The sequence below is a fragment of the Citricoccus sp. genome, assembly GCF_035445025.1.
Taxonomy (GTDB): Bacteria; Actinomycetota; Actinomycetes; order Actinomycetales; family Micrococcaceae; genus Citricoccus.
Genome location: NZ_DAOMPX010000014.1, coordinates 26,489 through 42,042, shown reverse-complemented (window position 1 = coordinate 42,042; position 15,554 = coordinate 26,489). Strand labels below are relative to the sequence as shown.

15 protein-coding genes are annotated in these 15,554 nt (G+C 72.2%); 7 read left to right on the top strand and 8 right to left on the bottom strand.

Going from position 1 to position 15,554, the window contains the following annotated elements:
- Nucleotides 1–8 precede the first annotated feature (8 nt).
- From PLJ28_RS06675 to PLJ28_RS06665, 3 genes are all read left to right on the top strand, one after another.
- On the top strand, nt 9–1,241 hold the full coding sequence (locus tag PLJ28_RS06675) for a pyridoxal phosphate-dependent aminotransferase (RefSeq protein WP_183527287.1): 1,233 nt from the start codon (nt 9–11) through the stop codon (nt 1,239–1,241).
- A 10-nt stretch (nt 1,242–1,251) separates the two neighbouring features.
- Nucleotides 1,252–2,112: a PPK2 family polyphosphate kinase gene (locus PLJ28_RS06670; protein WP_183528485.1), complete on the top strand. Its 861-nt coding sequence runs from the start codon at nt 1,252–1,254 to the stop codon at nt 2,110–2,112.
- Nucleotides 2,113–2,276: 164 nt separating this feature from the next.
- Nucleotides 2,277–2,846, top strand: a complete 570-nt coding sequence (locus PLJ28_RS06665; protein ID WP_183527285.1) for a type 1 glutamine amidotransferase domain-containing protein — start codon at nt 2,277–2,279, stop codon at nt 2,844–2,846.
- Between the two features lie 80 nt (nt 2,847–2,926).
- Here the strand turns inward: PLJ28_RS06665 and PLJ28_RS06660 are convergent, their stop codons facing one another.
- From PLJ28_RS06660 to xseA, 4 genes are all read right to left on the bottom strand, one after another.
- Nucleotides 2,927–3,109: an MFS transporter small subunit gene (locus PLJ28_RS06660; protein WP_324589986.1), complete on the bottom strand. Its 183-nt coding sequence runs from the start codon at nt 3,107–3,109 to the stop codon at nt 2,927–2,929.
- Nucleotides 3,106–4,467 carry an L-lactate MFS transporter gene (locus PLJ28_RS06655; protein WP_298044609.1) on the bottom strand — a complete coding sequence of 454 codons (1,362 nt, stop codon included), beginning with the start codon at nt 4,465–4,467 and terminating at the stop codon, nt 3,106–3,108. Before PLJ28_RS06655 ends, PLJ28_RS06660 begins: the two co-directional genes overlap by 4 nt.
- Nucleotides 4,468–4,672: 205 nt before the next feature.
- A complete protein-coding gene (locus PLJ28_RS06650) occupies nt 4,673–4,987 on the bottom strand; it encodes an exodeoxyribonuclease VII small subunit (RefSeq protein ID WP_183527279.1) in 315 nt (104 codons plus the stop codon).
- Nucleotides 4,984–6,273 carry an exodeoxyribonuclease VII large subunit gene (gene xseA, locus PLJ28_RS06645; RefSeq protein ID WP_298044612.1) on the bottom strand — a complete coding sequence of 430 codons (1,290 nt, stop codon included), beginning with the start codon at nt 6,271–6,273 and terminating at the stop codon, nt 4,984–4,986. The genes PLJ28_RS06650 and xseA overlap by 4 nt, the downstream gene beginning before the upstream one ends.
- A gap of 115 nt (nt 6,274–6,388) precedes the next feature.
- Between xseA and PLJ28_RS06640 the strand changes: the two genes are divergently transcribed.
- From PLJ28_RS06640 to PLJ28_RS06625, 4 genes are all read left to right on the top strand, one after another.
- Entirely contained in the window at nt 6,389–7,342 is a 954-nt protein-coding gene (locus PLJ28_RS06640; protein WP_324589985.1) for a hypothetical protein, read from the top strand.
- A 92-nt stretch (nt 7,343–7,434) separates the two neighbouring features.
- Nucleotides 7,435–8,535, top strand: a complete 1,101-nt coding sequence (locus PLJ28_RS06635; RefSeq protein WP_298044614.1) for a 4-hydroxy-3-methylbut-2-enyl diphosphate reductase — start codon at nt 7,435–7,437, stop codon at nt 8,533–8,535.
- Nucleotides 8,535–9,053: a gluconokinase gene (locus tag PLJ28_RS06630; protein WP_298044615.1), complete on the top strand. Its 519-nt coding sequence runs from the start codon at nt 8,535–8,537 to the stop codon at nt 9,051–9,053. The genes PLJ28_RS06635 and PLJ28_RS06630 overlap by 1 nt, the downstream gene beginning before the upstream one ends.
- 108 nt (nt 9,054–9,161) lie before the next feature.
- The gene (locus PLJ28_RS06625; RefSeq protein ID WP_298044617.1) at nt 9,162–10,565 is read left to right on the top strand and encodes a GntP family permease; all 1,404 of its coding nucleotides are present in this window, start codon (nt 9,162–9,164) and stop codon (nt 10,563–10,565) included.
- Nucleotides 10,566–10,704: 139 nt separating this feature from the next.
- Here PLJ28_RS06625 and PLJ28_RS06620 read toward each other — a convergent pair whose 3' ends face one another.
- From PLJ28_RS06620 to PLJ28_RS06605, 4 genes are all read right to left on the bottom strand, one after another.
- Entirely contained in the window at nt 10,705–12,432 is a 1,728-nt protein-coding gene (locus PLJ28_RS06620; RefSeq protein WP_502877080.1) for a DEAD/DEAH box helicase, read from the bottom strand.
- 296 nt (nt 12,433–12,728) lie between these two features.
- Nucleotides 12,729–13,283, bottom strand: coding sequence for an NADPH-dependent FMN reductase (locus PLJ28_RS06615; RefSeq protein ID WP_183527268.1), 555 nt, complete (start codon nt 13,281–13,283; stop codon nt 12,729–12,731).
- Nucleotides 13,284–13,369: 86 nt separating this feature from the next.
- A complete protein-coding gene (locus PLJ28_RS06610) occupies nt 13,370–14,689 on the bottom strand; it encodes a DNA recombination protein RmuC (protein WP_298041840.1) in 1,320 nt (439 codons plus the stop codon).
- 96 nt (nt 14,690–14,785) lie between these two features.
- Nucleotides 14,786–15,538: a TSUP family transporter gene (locus PLJ28_RS06605; protein ID WP_324589999.1), complete on the bottom strand. Its 753-nt coding sequence runs from the start codon at nt 15,536–15,538 to the stop codon at nt 14,786–14,788.
- Nucleotides 15,539–15,554 lie beyond the last annotated feature (16 nt).

The window sequence follows — 15,554 nt, the reverse complement described above, 5'->3', positions numbered from 1 at the left end:
TGGTGGGCATGGCAAAGACACGGACCGGTCAGATCAAGCAGTCCTCCAAGCTCCTGAACGTGCGGTACGACGTGCGCGGGCCGATCCTCGAGGAGGCCCAGCGCATGGAGGCGGCCGGCCACCGCATCATGAAGCTGAACATCGGCAACCCCGCCCCCTTCGGCTTCGAGGCCCCGGACGCGATCCTCAAGGACATGGTCTCCCACCTGCCGCACGCGCAGGGATACTCCGACTCCCAGGGCATCTACTCGGCCCGGACCGCGGTCAGCCAGTACTACCAGTCGCGCGGGATCATGGGCATCGAGGTGGAGGACATCTTCATCGGCAACGGCGTCTCCGAGCTGATCTCCATGGTGCTGCAGGCCCTGGTCGACGACGGCGACGAGGTGCTCATCCCCGCCCCGGACTACCCGCTCTGGACCGGCGCCACCACGCTGTCCGGCGGGCGTGCCGTGCACTACCGCTGCATGGAGGAGGAGGGCTGGGCCCCGGACCTGGAGGACATCGAGGCCCGGATCACCGACCGCACCAAGGCGATCGTCATCATCAACCCGAACAACCCCACCGGGGCGGTGTACTCCCGCCAGGTGCTCTCCGGGATCGTGGAGATCGCCCGCAAGCACAACCTGGTGTTGATGAGCGACGAGATCTACGAGAAGATCCTCTACGACGGTGCCCGTCACATCAACGCCGCCGGACTGTCCGACGACGTCCTCACCCTGACGTTCTCCGGGCTGTCCAAGGCGTACCGCGTGGCCGGGTACCGGGCCGGCTGGGTGGCGATCTCCGGGCCGAAGCACCGCGCCACGGACTTCATCGAGGGGCTCACCCTGCTCTCCAACATGCGCATGTGTGCCAATGTCCCGGGCCAGCACGCCATCCAGACCGCCCTGGGCGGTTACCAGTCCATCAACGACCTCATCCTGCCCGGCGGACGGCTGCTCGAGCAGCGCAACACCGCCCAACGGCTGCTGGCCGAGATCCCCGGCGTCACCGTGCAGCCCGCCCACGGCGCGCTCTACCTGTTCCCGCGGCTGGACCCGGAGGTCTACGAGATCGAGGACGACGAGCAGTTCGTCATCGAGCTGCTGCGCGCCCAGAAGATCCTCGTCTCCCACGGCCGGGCCTTCAACTACCCGGACACGGACCACTTCCGGCTGGTCACGCTGCCCAACGTCCGGGACCTGGAGATCGCGATCGAACGCATCGCCGACTTCCTGGAGGAATACCGTGAGCGCTAAGAAGCACGTGATGGACTTCGAGGGACCACCCTGGGAGCTGCTGCGCGCCCGGACCCGCGACGGGGTCATCAAGGGACCCGCGGACATCCATCCCGACTCCAAGCCGGGGTACCTGGGCGGCAGGGCCGAGGGGGAGGCCACCCTGGCCATCCGCGCCGAACGGCTCTCGCAGCTGCAGGAGCTGCTCTACGCCAACGGCGTGTCCGGCAACGGCAAGGGTGCCTCCGTGCTGCTGGTGGTCCAGGCCATGGACACCGCCGGCAAGGGCGGGATCATGCGCAACGTGGCGGGTGCCATGGACCCCCAGGGGGTGGAGACCGCGGCCTTCAAGGCCCCCACCGAGGAGGAGAGGAGCCACCACTTCCTGTGGCGGGTCCGCAAGCACCTGCCCGACCCCGGTTTCGTGGCGGTCTTCGACCGGTCCCACTACGAGGACGTGCTGATCCACCGGGTGCGGCAGCTGACCTCACTGCACACGATCGAGCGGCGGTACGAGGAGATCCGGCGGTTCGAGCGGGACCTGGCGGAGCGCAACACGCGGATCGTCAAGGTCATGCTGCACATCACCAAGGAGGAGCAGCAGGACCGGCTGGCCGAACGGCTGGACCGTCCGGACAAGTTCTGGAAGTACGCACCCGGTGACGTGGACGAGCGCGCCCACTGGGACGAGTACATGGACGCCTACCGGGTCGCGATCGAGGAGACGGACGCGGACCACGCCCCGTGGTTCATCGTCCCGGCCAACCGCAAGTGGTACTCACGGATCGCCGTCCAGGAGCTGCTGATCACCGCCCTGGAGTCGCTGGAACTGCAGTGGCCGCCCGCGGACTTCGACGTGGCCCTGGAGAAGCGGCGGCTGGCGGAGAGCTGACCCGGGCGGCCGGGGGACCGGCGCCGGTGGGTGGACGGTGGCGCCACGGACTGTCGTCCCCGCCGGTTGAGCGCTGTGGGCGAACACCCCTTGCGGCACCCCCGGGGGCACCGGTCTAGGGTGGGATGACAGACCGATCCATCCGCTCTCCAGGAGGTACCGACATGACCGGACAGCAGTTGCAGGGACAGACCATCGCCTTCCTCGCCACCCGGGGCGTGGAGCAGGTCGAGCTCACCTCGCCGTGGGAGGCCGTCAAGGCCGCCGGCGGCCAGCCGGTGCTCGTCTCCCCGGAGTCCGACTCCATCACCGCGATGAACGGGGACTGGGAGCACGGCGACTCCTTCCCCGTGGACCACCAGGTCGGCTCCGTCTCCTCCGGGCAGTTCGATGCGCTCGTGATGCCCGGTGGCACCCTGAACGCCGACGCGCTGCGGGCCGACCAGGACGTCCAGGCGTTCGTGCGCGGCTTCTTCGAGGAGCACAAGCCGGTGGCCGCCATCTGCCACGCGCCCTGGACCCTCATCAGTGCCGGGGTGGTCTCCGGCCGGAAGCTCACCAGCTACCACTCCCTCTCCGAGGACCTGCAGAACGCCGGTGCCACCTGGGTGGACGAGGAGGTCGTGGTCGACCAGGGCCTGACCACCAGCCGGAACCCGGGCGACCTGGAGGCGTTCAACGCCAAGCTCGTGGAGGAGTTCGCCGAGGGCAGGCACGCCGGCCAGACGGCCTGAGCCGTCGGCACGACGACACATTCCGGCCCCGGCCGGACCCGCAGGTCGCGGGTCCTGCCGGGGCCGGCGTCATGGGTGCCTCAGCCCGTGAACAGGGCGGAGGCCTTCAGGGCCGTCTGGACCAGCCCGTAGGCCAGTGCGGCGATGACGATCAGGGCCAGGACGAGGGCGGTCGTCCGGTAGGCACCGCCGGTGCCGGCCGGTTCCCGGGTGACCGGGGCGGCGCCGCCTGCGGTGCTGTTGCCTGCGTTGGGTGTGCTCACTGGACGTACTCCTTCTCGCGGTCCCGGCCCTCCGGGACGTGGTGCTTGGGGTGGACGGGGCGGACCAGGAGGTTGGCGAGGAAGCCGATCGCGAGCAGCCCGACCATGATGTAGAGCGAGAGCGAGTACAGGCTGGCGCCGGTCAGCCCGCTGTCCGCCTGGGCCTCGATCACGCTGTTGACGATCAGGGGACCGGCGATGCCCGCCGCCGACCAGGCGGTCAGCAGCCGGCCGTGGATGGCTCCCACCTGGAAGACCCCGAACAGGTCCTTCAGGTAGGCCGGGATGGTGGAGAAGCCTCCGCCGTAGAAGGACAGGATGACCATCGTGGCGAGGATGAACACGACCACGTTGGCCCCTCCCATCAGGGCGATGACGAGGTACAGCGCCAGTCCGACGCCGAGGTACATCATGTAGTTGTTCTTCCGGCCCCAGGAGTCCGAGGTGGCGGACCAGACGAAGCGGCCGGCCATGTTGGCCAGGGACAGCAGTCCCACGAAGCCCGCCGCCGCCGCCGGGGTGATCCAGTCGAAGTAGTCCTGGATCATGGGAGCGGCGTTCTCCAGGATGCCGATGCCGGCGGTGACGTTGCAGAACAGCACGATCCACAGCAGCCAGAACTGGGGCGTGCGGATCGCCGAGTCCGCGGACACGTTCGCCGTCGTCTGCATCGGCTTGGCGGCCGCCGTCGAGGGGTCCCAGCCGGCGGGCGTCCAGTCCGGGTGCGGGACGCGGATCACGATCGCCCCGAGGGAGATGACGACGGCGTAGACGGCGGCCAGGGTCAGGAAGGTCTGCAGCAGGCCCGCCTCCAGGTTCGCGGGATCGGTGCCGCCGCCGAAGAGGGCCATGAGGCTGTTGGACAGGGGGCTGGCGATCAGGGCGCCACCGCCGAAGCCCATGATGGCCAGCCCCGTGGCCAGCCCGGGCCGGTCCGGGAACCACTTCATCAGCGTGGACACCGGGGAGATGTACCCGATGCCCAGGCCGATGCCGCCCACCACGCCGTAGCCGAGGTAGACCAGCCAGAGCTGCCCCGTGGCGATGCCGAGGCTGGCGACGAGGAACCCGGCCACCCAGAAGGTCCCGGCCACGACCATGGACTTGCGCGGTCCCGACCGTTCCACCCAGGTACCTCCGAAGGCGGCGGCCAGGCCGAGCATGGCGATGGCCACGGAGAAGATCCACCCGACGGCGACCTCACCGGTGTCGAAATGTCCCATCATGGGGATCTTGAAGACGCTGAACGCGTACACCTGGCCGATGCAGAGGTGGATGGCCAGGGCCGCCGCGGGGATCAGCCATCGGTTGAACTGCCGGGGGGCGATGATGGCCTCCCGATCGAGGATGCTGGGCATGGTGGTGCGGTCCCTCTCCGGGTGGCCGCTCGGGGGCGGGTGCGCGGGCCGACGGACCGGAACGGGTCCGTCCGGAATGGTGCGCTGTGATCTGGACCACCGCGTGAGACGTTACCTACAGGTAATCGCCCGGTCAATGCGCCCCGCCGCCGGCGTGCCCGAACACGGGGCGGGCCCTTCGCCGAGTCCCGCCGCGGCGGCCGGTTCAGGCCCCGGCCGGACCGGTGTCCGCACCCGCCCCGGCGGCCCGGGCCCGGACCTCCTGGAGGCGCTGGCGGGCACCGTCCAGCCAGGCCTCGCACCGGTCGGCCAGGGCCTCGCCCCGCTCCCACAGCGCCAGGGACTCCTCCAGCCCGGCACCGCCGGTCTCGAGCCGGGTCACGGTCTCGACCAGCTCGGCCCGGGCCTGTTCGTAGCTCATCCGTGCGATGTCCGAGGTGTCCGCGGCGGAGAACCCCTCCACGGCGGTGGCCTCGGCGGCCCCGTCCTGGCCGGCGGGGGTGGTGCTGGGGGTGCTCATCGGGTCTCCTCTGTGCTGCTCTGGGCGCTGCTCTCGGGGCCCAGGGTGGTTCCGGTGGTGGTGGCGGCGATGCGTCCGGCGGCCACCAGGATGTCCAGGGCGTCACCGGGGGAGACCTGGCCGGCGTCGCGCACCACCCGGCCTCCGTGCTGGACCACGGCGTACCCGCGGTCCAGGGTGTGCTGGGGGGACAGCGAGCGCACGCGGGCCCGCAGGTGCCCCACCGCGTCGTGCTCGCGGTCCAGCTGCCCGGCCAGGGACGTCCGGGCGCGCTCGCGCCACCGCTCCAGGTCGTCCGTCCGCTCGGACATCATCCGTTCCGGGTTCGCCAGCACGGGCCGGGTGCGCAGCGACTGCAGCTGCTGCGCCTCGTGCAGCACGAGCCGCTCCACCCCCGAGGCCAGCCGCGACCGCGCACCGGCGATCGCCTCGCGCTCCACCGCGGCGTCCGGGACGATCCGCTTGGCCGCGTCCGTGGGGGTGGAGGCCCGCAGGTCGGCGACGTCGTCCAGCACGGGCCGGTCCGCCTCGTGCCCGATGGCCGAGACCACCGGCGTTTGGGTGCCCGCCACGGCACGCACCAGGGACTCGTCCGAGAACGGCAGCACGACCTCCTCGAGGGCGCCTCCGCCGCGGGCGATGACGATGACGTCCACCTCCGGGTGCGCGTCCAGCTCGGCGACGGCGGCCATCACCTCGCGCGGCGCGTTCGCCCCCTGCACGGCCACCTCGCGGACCTCGAAGCGGGCGGCGGGCCAGCGCAGGTGGGTGTTGCGCATGACGTCCTTCATCGCATCCGAGTCACGGCCGGTCACCAGCCCGATGAGCTGCGGCAGGACCGGCAGCGGCTTCTTGCGCTCCGGGGAGAACAACCCCTCCGCCTCCAGCGCGCGGCGCAGCTTCTCCACGCGGGCCAGCAGGTCGCCGAGGCCGACCGGGCGCATGGCCGAGGCGATCATGCTCAGCTTGCCGGTCTTGGTGTAGAAGCTCGGCTTCACGCAGGCCACCACGCGCGAGCCCTGCTCGACCGTGCCGTCCAGGGTGGCGGCGACGTTGCGCCACGCGGTCACCGGCAGCGAGTAGTCCGCGTCCAGGTCCCGCAGGGTCATCCAGGCGTTGCCGCGGATCACCTTGAACTCGATCAGCTGGCCCTCGATCCACGCCTGGGGCGCCCGCTCGAAGTACCGCTTGAGGTTCTCCGAGAGCACTCGCAGCGGCCAGGGGGCATCGGGGGCGGTCTCCGCCGCGGTGGCGGGAGGCGAACCGGCTGCCAGGGGCTCGTCCATGCGGGGCGGATCCTCTCCACGGGTGTCGACGGGTGGGTGCCGACGGGTGGCGTCGTTCCCCTTAGTTCTATCAGTAGGCTGGGCCGCGATAACCCCACCGGTGAACGGAGCCGCGATGCGCACGGTGCTCTCCCTCGTCCTGGCCGTGCTCGCCGGACTGCTCGCGTCCCTGGCCCTGGCCGGGGCCCGCCTCGAGGCCCTGGTCCACACCCCCGGACCCCTCCAGCGGATCGCCGGGCCCCTGTCCGAGGACCCCGGGCTGCGCGCCGCACTGCCCGGCCAGGTGACGTCCCTGGTGCGGGAGAACCTGCCGGCGCAGCTCCCGCCCTTCCTCCGGGAGGGACTGATGGACCTGGCGGAAGGCGCGGCGGACGGTCTCGTGCATGACGACCGCTTCCCCGGCGCCTGGTCGCAGACGCTGGAGCAGACCCGCGTGGAGTGGGTGGAGCGGCTCGAGGTGGTCGAGGCCGGGACGGCCGGGTCCGCCGATGCCACCGTGCACCTGCACCTGGCCCCGCTGGCCGACCTCGGCGTGGACCGGTTGTCCGAGTCCGTCGAGATGCTCCCCGGCGGGGAGTCCGTCGGCCGGGCCGTCCGGGAGGGTGCCGAACAGGCGCTCGCGGACCTGCAGGATCCGGTCACCGCGGACGACGCCGGGGCCTCACCCCTGGTGGTCGACCTCAACGTCCCGGATCCGGCGGAGGTCAACGGCCAGCGGCTCGCCCAGGCGGTGTCCCTGCTGCCGCAGTGGCCCTGGCTGGCCGGCGGGGCCGTCGCCGCGGGCCTGCTGGCCCTGCTGACCGCGCCGCGCGGGCGGCGCTGGGCAGTGCTGGTCGCCGCCGGTGGGACCGCGGTGCTGGCCGGGGTCATCGGCTGGTGGGCACTGGGCCGGCTGGAGGTGACCGGTGTGACCGGCCTGGCGCGCATCGCCGCCGAGTCCCTCACCGAGGGTGTCCGCCAGTACGCCGTGCCGGACACGGTCCTGCTGATGGCCGGCGGCGCCGTCGTGGCGGCCCTGGGCGTGCTCGCCGGACTGTTCTCCCGGGGACGGGCCGGCCGGCGGCGCTGAGGCGTCCATCACCCCCGGTGGCCAGTGGGTGCCCGCTCGGTAGAATGGCCCATATGTCTGCCGTCCCCTCTGTCTCGTCCATGCCTGCCGCGATGCCGACCGCATCCGCCAGCGCTGCCCCCGTCGCCGTCGGGATGCCCCACGTGCCCCGCGCCCGCCGCACCCGCGAGGACGTGGAGGCCGCCGCCGTCGTGGACGGTGACAAGAAGGTCCTGCTGGCCGCGCCGCGCGGGTACTGCGCGGGCGTGGACCGCGCCGTGGTGGCCGTGGAGAAGGCGCTCGAGCACCACGGGGCGCCCGTGTACGTGCGCAAGGAGATCGTCCACAACCGCCACGTGGTGGAGACCCTGGAGCAGCAGGGCGTGGTCTTCGTGGAGGAGCTGGACGAGGTGCCCGAGGGCTCGCTGACCGTGTTCTCCGCGCACGGCGTGTCCCCGGCCGTGGTCAACGAGGCCGCGGACCGGGGCCTCAGGACGATCGACGCCACCTGCCCGCTGGTCACCAAGGTCCACCGTGAGGCCGTGCGCTTCGCCCGGCAGGACCGGCGCATCCTCCTCATCGGCCACGAGGGCCACGAGGAGGTCGAGGGGACCTACGGCGAGGCGCCCGAGCACACCACCGTCATCAACAACCCCGACGAGGCCCGGACGGTCCAGGTCGAGGACCCGGACAACCTGATCTGGCTGTCCCAGACCACGCTCTCCGTGGACGAGACGCTGGAGATCGTGTCCATCCTGCGCGAGCGGTTCCCCAACCTGCAGGATCCGCCCTCGGACGACATCTGCTACGCCACCTCGAACCGCCAGGCCGCGATCAAGAAGATCTCCCCGCAGTGCGACCTGATGATCATCGTGGGCTCGGCGAACTCGTCGAACTCGGTCCGCCTCAAGGAGGTCGCCCTGGAGTACGGTGCGCGGCGCGCCGAGCGCGTGGACTTCGCCCACCAGGTGGACGAGTCCTGGTTCGAGGGCGCGGCCACGGTGGGCCTGTCCTCCGGCGCCTCCGTGCCCGAGGTCCTCGTGCAGGACGTGCTGCGGCTGCTGGCCGAGTACGGCTACGGGGCCGTGGAGGAGGTCGTCACGGCCGAGGAGGACATCATCTTCTCGCTGCCGAAGGAACTGCGCGCCGAGATGAAGAAGGTCGGGGACACCGACCGCTCCCTGGGCGGCCGCAACCGCACCCCCAAGGGCTGATGCCGGACAGTGCCCCGGCGGCCGTCCACCTGGTCCTGATGGGGATCTCCGGCTCGGGCAAGACCACCCTCGCCGAGGGGCTCGCCACCCGTCTGGGCCGGCCCTACGCGGAGGCGGACCGCTTCCACCCGCCGGCGAACATCGAGAAGATGGCCGCCGGCATCCCGCTGACCGACGAGGACCGCTGGCCCTGGCTGGACACCCTCCGGGACTGGATGGACGCCCAGTCCGGCTCCGGCGGGACGATCGTGACCTGCTCGGCCCTGAAGCGCGCCTACCGGGACCTGCTCCGGCAGGCGTCCGGCCGGGTCGTGTTCCTGCACGTCATCTCCGACCCCGCCGTCATCACCGAGAGGATGATGCACCGCCCGGGACACTTCATGCCCGCGTCCCTGGTGCCCAGCCAGCTCGCGACCCTCGAGGCCCTCGGCGAGGACGAGGACGGCATGGTCCTGGAGAACTCCGGTACGGTGGACGGGCTCGTCCAACGGGCCCTGGACCTGGTCGAACGTCTCTGAGCGGACCGTCCCGAGGGCCTGTCGCCGACGAGCGTCAACCCCCGTGCGCAGACGTCCCCACACCCCGGGACCGTCCGTGCTGCATTCGACGATCCGAAGGCCCCACCCATGACCATCGACGACTGGACCCCCACGCTGGGGGCCGGCGCACTGCTGGGGATCGCCGCCGCGGCGATCATCCTGCTGCTGTTCCTCATCATGTACCTGCGGATGCACGCGTTCCCCGCGCTCGTCCTCGTCAGCCTCCTCACGGCCTTCGCGGCGGGCATCCCACCGTCCCTGGTGGTCTCCACCGCGACCGCGGGCTTCGGCAGCACCCTGGCCACGGTCGCCCTCCTCGTGGGCCTGGGCGCCATGCTCGGCAGGCTGGTGGAGATGTCCGGCGGCGCCAAGGTCCTCGCGGACACGCTGATCGGCTGGTTCGGGGAGAGACGCGCCCCCTTCGCCCTGGGCGTCGCCTCCCTGCTGTTCGGCTTCCCCATCTTCTTCGACGCCGGCCTGGTCGTGATGCTGCCCGTCGTCTTCGCCGTGGCACGCCGCCTGGGCGGGTCGGTGCTGACCTACGGACTGCCCGTGGCCGGTGCCTTCTCGGTGATGCACGTCTACCTCCCGCCGCACCCCGGACCGGTCTCGGCCGCGACCTTCTTCGAGGCGAACGTGGGCCTGGTGATGGTCTTCGGCCTGGTGGTGGCCCTGCCCACCTGGTACCTGACCAGCTACCTCTTCGGGCGCTGGGCCGGCCGGCGCTGGGTGCTCCCGGTGCCGGACATCCTCGGCCACGCCGATGAGGCCCACGAGCAGAACCCGCCGCGGTTCTCCACCGTGGTCATGGTGCTGCTGCTGCCGATGATCCTGATCTTCCTCAACACCGGGCTCGACACGCTCCACCGCAGCGGCGTCCTGCCCGAGGGGACCAGCGAGGCCACCTGGTTCCAGGTGCTGCGGGTCCTGGGCGAGACCCCGGTGGCCCTGCTGATCACCCTCATCGTGGCCATGGTCGTCCTGGGGCGTGCCCGGGGCACCGACAAGGCCGTCATCGAGAGGACGCTCGAGGGTGCGCTCGGGCCGGTGTGCTCCGTCATCCTGGTCACCGGCGCCGGCGGCATGTTCGGTTCCGTGCTGCGGGCCTCCGGCATCGGCAACGCCCTGGAGGACTCCCTGGCGGACCTCGGGGTGCCGCTGATCCTGGCCGGCTTCCTCATCGCGGCCATCCTGCGCATCGCCCAGGGCTCGGCCACCGTGGCCCTGACCACCGCGGCCGGACTCGTCAGCGCCGGTGTGGCCGCCGCCGACTACAACCCCGTCCAGCTGGCCGCCATGGTGCTCGCCGTCGGGGCCGGCTCCGTGGTGGCCTCGCACGTCAACGACTCCGGTTTCTGGCTGGTCGGACGATTCTTCGACATGGACGTGAAGACCACCCTGAAGACCTGGACCGTGCTCGAGACCCTGATCGGCCTCATGGGCTTCGCCATCGCCTGGACGATCTTCGCGATCGCCGGCGCCGTGGGCTGACCGCCGCGCGGGCACGGCACCACCCGCCCATGACGAAGGCCCCGGTTCCGAACGGAACCGGGGCCTTCGTCACCTGTCCACCGTCCCCGGGGACGGGGGAGGCCCGCCGGTCAGGCGGAGCCGGACGCGGTGGTGCCGGTCAGCCGCGCGCGGCGCCCGAGGACCGGCGGCGGCTGCGGTTGCCGCGGCTGCGGCCACCGGCGCGCTCGCCCGAGCCGTCCCGGGAGCCGGCGCCCTCGGCGTAGTGGCCGCCGCGACCGGACTCGGAGGTGTAGACCCGCCCGCCCGACGACGGCGCGCCGGCCGAGGACCCCGCGCGGCGGTTGCCGGGACGGCCGGTGCCGCGGGAGCCCTGACCGGACTGGTGCTGGCCGGAGCCGTCCCGGCGGGCCTGGCCCTGGCCGGAGCGGCCCGAGGCCGGGGACTCGGTGCCCGGCTGGCCCGCACGCTGGCCGGACGCCTGGCCGCCGCGGGTGCGGCCGGCGTCGTTCCCGGCGGTGCGGCCACCCTGGCCGCCGCGACCACGGCCACCCCGGGAGCCACCGGAACGCTGACCGGCGGACTGACCGCGACCGCCGCCCTGCTGGCCCTGCCCGGACTGCGCGGCCTGGGCGGTGGGGGTGGACACGGCGAGCAGCTTCTCCAGCTCGGCCTGCTCCAGGAAGGTCCGTGGGCCGGGGGCCAGCTGGTCCAGCAGGGGCTCGGAGGCGCCGTCGGCGTGCACGGTGGGGGTGATCTTCGCGGCCCGCATCAGGGAGCGGACCTCGTTGCGCTGGTCATGTCCGGCCAGGGTGATCACGGTGCCGGCCTGCCCGGCGCGCGCGGTGCGGCCCGAGCGGTGCAGGTAGGCCTTGTGCTCCGTGGGCGGGTCGGAGTGGATCACCAGGGCCACGTCGTCCACGTGGATGCCGCGGGCGGCGATGTCCGTGGCGACCAGCGTTCCCGCGGTGCCGTTGTGGAAGGCGTCCAGGTTGCGGGTACGGGCGTTCTGGGAGAGGTTGCCGTGCAGTTCCAGGGCGGAGACGCCGCGCTGGCGCAGCTGCTTGGCGGCCTTCTTGGCACCGTACTTGGTGCGGGTGAACACGATGGTCCGGCCCGGGGCGGCGCAGAGGTTGGCCAGGGTGGACAGCTTGGCATCCCCGTCCACGGCCACCACGTGGTGGTCCATCCGGGCCACGGGGGAGACCGCGGAGTCGGCCTCGTGGACCACCGGGTTCTTGAGGTACTTCTTGACCAGCACGCCCACCCCGTCGTCCAGGGTGGCGGAGAACAGCATCTTCTGGGCCGGTGCGGGGACCTTGTCCAGGATCTTGCGGACCATCGGCAGGAAGCCCATGTCCGCCATGTGGTCCGCCTCGTCGATGATGAGGACCTCGACGCCGGACAGGTCCACGTGGCCCTGTCCCATCAGGTCCAGCAGACGGCCGGGGCAGGCCACCAGGACGTCGACGCCGCGCTGCAGCGCCTTGACCTGCGGGTTCTGGCCGACGCCACCGAAGATGGTCAGCGAGGACAGGCCGGTGTGCGCGCCGAGGGGCTCGAAGGACTCCGCGAGCTGGAGGGCCAGCTCACGGGTGGGGGCCAGCACGAGGGACCGCGGGCGGCGGGCCTGCGCCGGGCGGCCGCCGTCGAGGCGGGCCGCCAGCGGCAGCAGGAACGCGTAGGACTTGCCGGAACCGGTCCGGCCTCGGCCGAGCACGTCCCGGCCGGTGAGGGAGTCCGGCAGCGTGGCCGCCTGGATGGGGGTGGGGGTGGTGATGCCCTGCGGGGCCAGCGCGGCGGCCAGGCCGGCGGGCAGGCCCAGCTCGGTGAAACCGCTGGCGGCGGCGTCCGAGGAGGAGGGCACGGTGGAGGTACCGCCGGTCACGGCGGCATGCTGAAGAGAAGTCACGAAGTTGAGATCCGTCCGGGTGGAAGAAAGACCCGGCCCTGGCACGGGCGGAGCGGCATGACAGGAGCCACTCATCGCGGTGCTGGCCGGCACCGGGGAGGAAGGCTCCAGCCCGGTTGGCTGTGACCAGTCTACGGCATCGCCGCCCGGCGGCCGTCTTCACCCACGTCAGCGGGCCGAAAGGCCGAACCCCCGGCGCGGGGGGAGCGACCGGGGGTTCGGGGGACGGGAGCGCCCTGGGTGAGGGGTCCCGGGTGAGACGGTGTCTGGGATCAGGCGGAGACGCGCGCGTTGGCGTCCACGTGGGCGACCAGCGCGTCGACGAAGCCCTGCAGGACCGGCAGGAGGGTCTCGTCCTGGATCTCACCGGAGTCGGCGATGGCACCCTCGCGGGCCTGGATGAAGGACTCCGGCTGACCCATGGTCTTCATGTCCAGGTGGGCCAGGATGTTGCGCAGGTGCTGCTGGGCCATCGCGGTCCCGGTGCCACCGGGGGAGGTGCCGATGACGGCGGCGGGCACGCCGCCCCACACGGCCTGGCCCCACGGCCGGGCGCCCCACTCGATGGCGTTCTTCAGCGCGGCCGGGATAGAGCGGGAGTACTCCGGGGTGACGAACAGGATGGCGTCGGCACCGGAGACGGTCTCCTTGAAGTCCAGGGCCGCGGCCGGGTAGTCGGCGTCGAAGTCCCAGCTGTACAACGGAAGGTCGCCGATGCCGATCTCGAAGAACTCCACGCCCTCCGGGGCCAGGGTGCTCAGGGCCCTGGCCAGGCGGCGGTTGATGGAGTTCTGGGCCAGGGAGCCGACGATGTAGCCGATGCGCATGGGATGTCCTTCCAGACGGTCGAGGCGATGGATCGCGTCGTTGAAATTTCAACGACTCGATCATGTCAACCAGCCCTCACGCCGGACTATTCCGGCCGCGTCCCCGTCGCGGTGGTGATGTCCCTCACAGCGCCGTATCCGGTGGCGGCACCCGTGTCCACGCCGGATCCGGAGGCGTTGCCCGCCAGGAAGTCCTCGTCCAGCAGCTCGGCAGCCGAGAGCACCCGGGGCGTGGCCTCGACCGGCTTCAGCGGCGCCAACCCCTCGCCCAGGGTGGGGTCCAGGTCACCGATGCGGCGGGCGGAGGGCAGCACCCGGGACTCCAGCGTGCCGACCATCGCGTTGTACTTCTCCACCGCGGAGCGCAGCGAGCCGCCGAGCTTGGACACGTGCCCGCCCAGGGTGCCGAGGCGCTGGTACAGCTGCCGGGAGGCCTCGAACAGGGACCGGGCGTTCTCGGTCAGGGTCTCCTGCCGCCAGGCGTAGGCCACGGACTTCAGCGCCGCGAGCAGGGACACCGGTGCCACCAGGGCGACGTTGCGCGAGAACGCATGGTCCAGCAGCGCCGGATCGGCCTCGAGGGCGGAGGCCAGGAAGGACTCCGCGGGCAGGAAGCACACCACCAGTTCGGGGGAGTGCTCCAGTCCCTGCCAGTACTCCTTGGCGGACAGGGCGTCCACGTGGGCCCGCACGGCCCGGGCGTGGGACCGCTGCAGGTCCCGGCGCCGTCCGGCGGCCTCCGCCGACGGGTCACCGGCCAGCTCCTCGGCCTCCAGGACCGCGGCGAGCGGGGCCTTGGCGTCGATGGCCAGTGACTTGCCCCCGGGCAGCCGCACGACCAGGTCCGGGCGGAGCACCTGGTCCTCGTCCCCGCGCAGCACCTGCTGCTCGGCGAAGTCGGTGTGGGCCAGCATGCCGGCGGCCTCCACCACCCGGCGCAGCTGGACCTCGCCCCAGTGCCCGCGGGCCGACGTCGACTTCAGGGTGGCCACCAGAGACCTGGTGTTCACCAGCAGGGCCGTGTCCGTCTCGGCGGCGGTCTTGAGCTGCTCGGAGAGCTGGCCGTACTGTTCCACGCGGTCCCGCTCCAGCATGCCGACCTGCCGCTGCAGGATCTCCAGCCGCTGGCCGACCGGGGCCAGGGCCGTGAGGACCCTCGACTCGACCTCGGCCCGGTCCCGGTCCGCCGTGCGCTCGGCGGTGAGCACCCGGCTCTCGGCCTCCGCCGCGGCGAGCGCCGCCTGGACCTCGGCGAGCTCTCCGCGCAGGTGCTGGGACTCCTCCCGGTACGCCTGTGCCCCGTCCCGTCCCTGGCGGGTCGCGAACCAGGCGCCGAGCACGGCGCCCACCACCAGCCCGGCCACCACGCAGACGAGCGCCACCACCAACACCACAGAAGTCTCCATGTCCCCACCGTGCCAGAGGCGGTGGACAGGTTAGGTGAGCATCGCCGTCGTGACGGCGTACCGGGGCCCGCCCGGCGGGCGGTCCGCCCGGGCGCCTCAGGCCCCCAGCAACTGGACGGCGCCGCGCGCCAGCGTGCCGGCGGCCCCCAGGACGACGACGCCCACGGCGAGCCGGCGGGCGCCGGTCGTGGAGAAGCGGCGCGACAGCACACCGCCCAGCAGCACGCCGACGGGCACGGCGGCCATGACGGCGAGCATGAGGGGCCAGGAGGACAGGTCCGCGTCCGGGGCGGACCCGAGCAGGACCTTGACGATGATGGAGACCAGCCCGAGGGTCAGGAAGATCGGCTGCAGCGTCGCGGCGAACCCGCGGTGGCCCCACGACGTCACCCGGGCGTACGCCAGGAACGCCGGCGAGGCGACGCCGACGGCGGTGTTGAGGAAGCCGCCCAGGATGCCCGCGGCCAGTCCGGCCGGACGTTCCGGGACCTCGGGCAGCCGGGGGAGCAGGGTCGTGCCGCCCACCGAGACGAGCAGGACCGCCCCGATGATCAGCTCCAGCCAGCCCGGCCCCGCCTCGCGGACCAGCACCGCCGCGGGCAGCGCGCCCAGGACGACGACGGGGGCGATGCGGGCGTACCGCCTCCAGTCGACGTCGGAACGGACGGCGACGGTCATCAGCGCCGCCGAGACGACCGCGGTGGCGTTGGTGAGCAACACGCCCTGGGCCGGCCCGATGAGCAGGACCAGCGCCGGGGAGACGACGAGCCCCACGCCCATCCCGCTCGTGCGCTGCAGCACGCAGCCCAGCAGGACGGCGGCGACGGCGAGCGCGATCCCGGACTCCATCGGCACGCGTCCACCC

What these genes read in the sequence shown, in the direction of transcription:
- xseA (WP_298044612.1), bottom strand. Translation starts at nt 6,273, where the DNA reads ATGGACGAGCCCCTGGCAGCCGGTTCGCCTCCCGCCACCGCGGCGGAG.
- PLJ28_RS06665 (WP_183527285.1), top strand. Translation starts at nt 2,277, where the DNA reads ATGACCGGACAGCAGTTGCAGGGACAGACCATCGCCTTCCTCGCCACC.
- PLJ28_RS06650 (WP_183527279.1), bottom strand. Translation starts at nt 4,987, where the DNA reads ATGAGCACCCCCAGCACCACCCCCGCCGGCCAGGACGGGGCCGCCGAG.
- PLJ28_RS06605 (WP_324589999.1), bottom strand. Translation starts at nt 15,538, where the DNA reads ATGGAGTCCGGGATCGCGCTCGCCGTCGCCGCCGTCCTGCTGGGCTGC.
- PLJ28_RS06625 (WP_298044617.1), top strand. Translation starts at nt 9,162, where the DNA reads ATGACCATCGACGACTGGACCCCCACGCTGGGGGCCGGCGCACTGCTG.
- PLJ28_RS06610 (WP_298041840.1), bottom strand. Translation starts at nt 14,689, where the DNA reads ATGGAGACTTCTGTGGTGTTGGTGGTGGCGCTCGTCTGCGTGGTGGCC.
- PLJ28_RS06615 (WP_183527268.1), bottom strand. Translation starts at nt 13,283, where the DNA reads ATGCGCATCGGCTACATCGTCGGCTCCCTGGCCCAGAACTCCATCAAC.
- PLJ28_RS06670 (WP_183528485.1), top strand. Translation starts at nt 1,252, where the DNA reads ATGGACTTCGAGGGACCACCCTGGGAGCTGCTGCGCGCCCGGACCCGC.
- PLJ28_RS06655 (WP_298044609.1), bottom strand. Translation starts at nt 4,467, where the DNA reads ATGCCCAGCATCCTCGATCGGGAGGCCATCATCGCCCCCCGGCAGTTC.
- PLJ28_RS06635 (WP_298044614.1), top strand. Translation starts at nt 7,435, where the DNA reads ATGCCGACCGCATCCGCCAGCGCTGCCCCCGTCGCCGTCGGGATGCCC.
- PLJ28_RS06640 (WP_324589985.1), top strand. Translation starts at nt 6,389, where the DNA reads ATGCGCACGGTGCTCTCCCTCGTCCTGGCCGTGCTCGCCGGACTGCTC.
- PLJ28_RS06675 (WP_183527287.1), top strand. Translation starts at nt 9, where the DNA reads ATGGCAAAGACACGGACCGGTCAGATCAAGCAGTCCTCCAAGCTCCTG.
- PLJ28_RS06630 (WP_298044615.1), top strand. Translation starts at nt 8,535, where the DNA reads ATGCCGGACAGTGCCCCGGCGGCCGTCCACCTGGTCCTGATGGGGATC.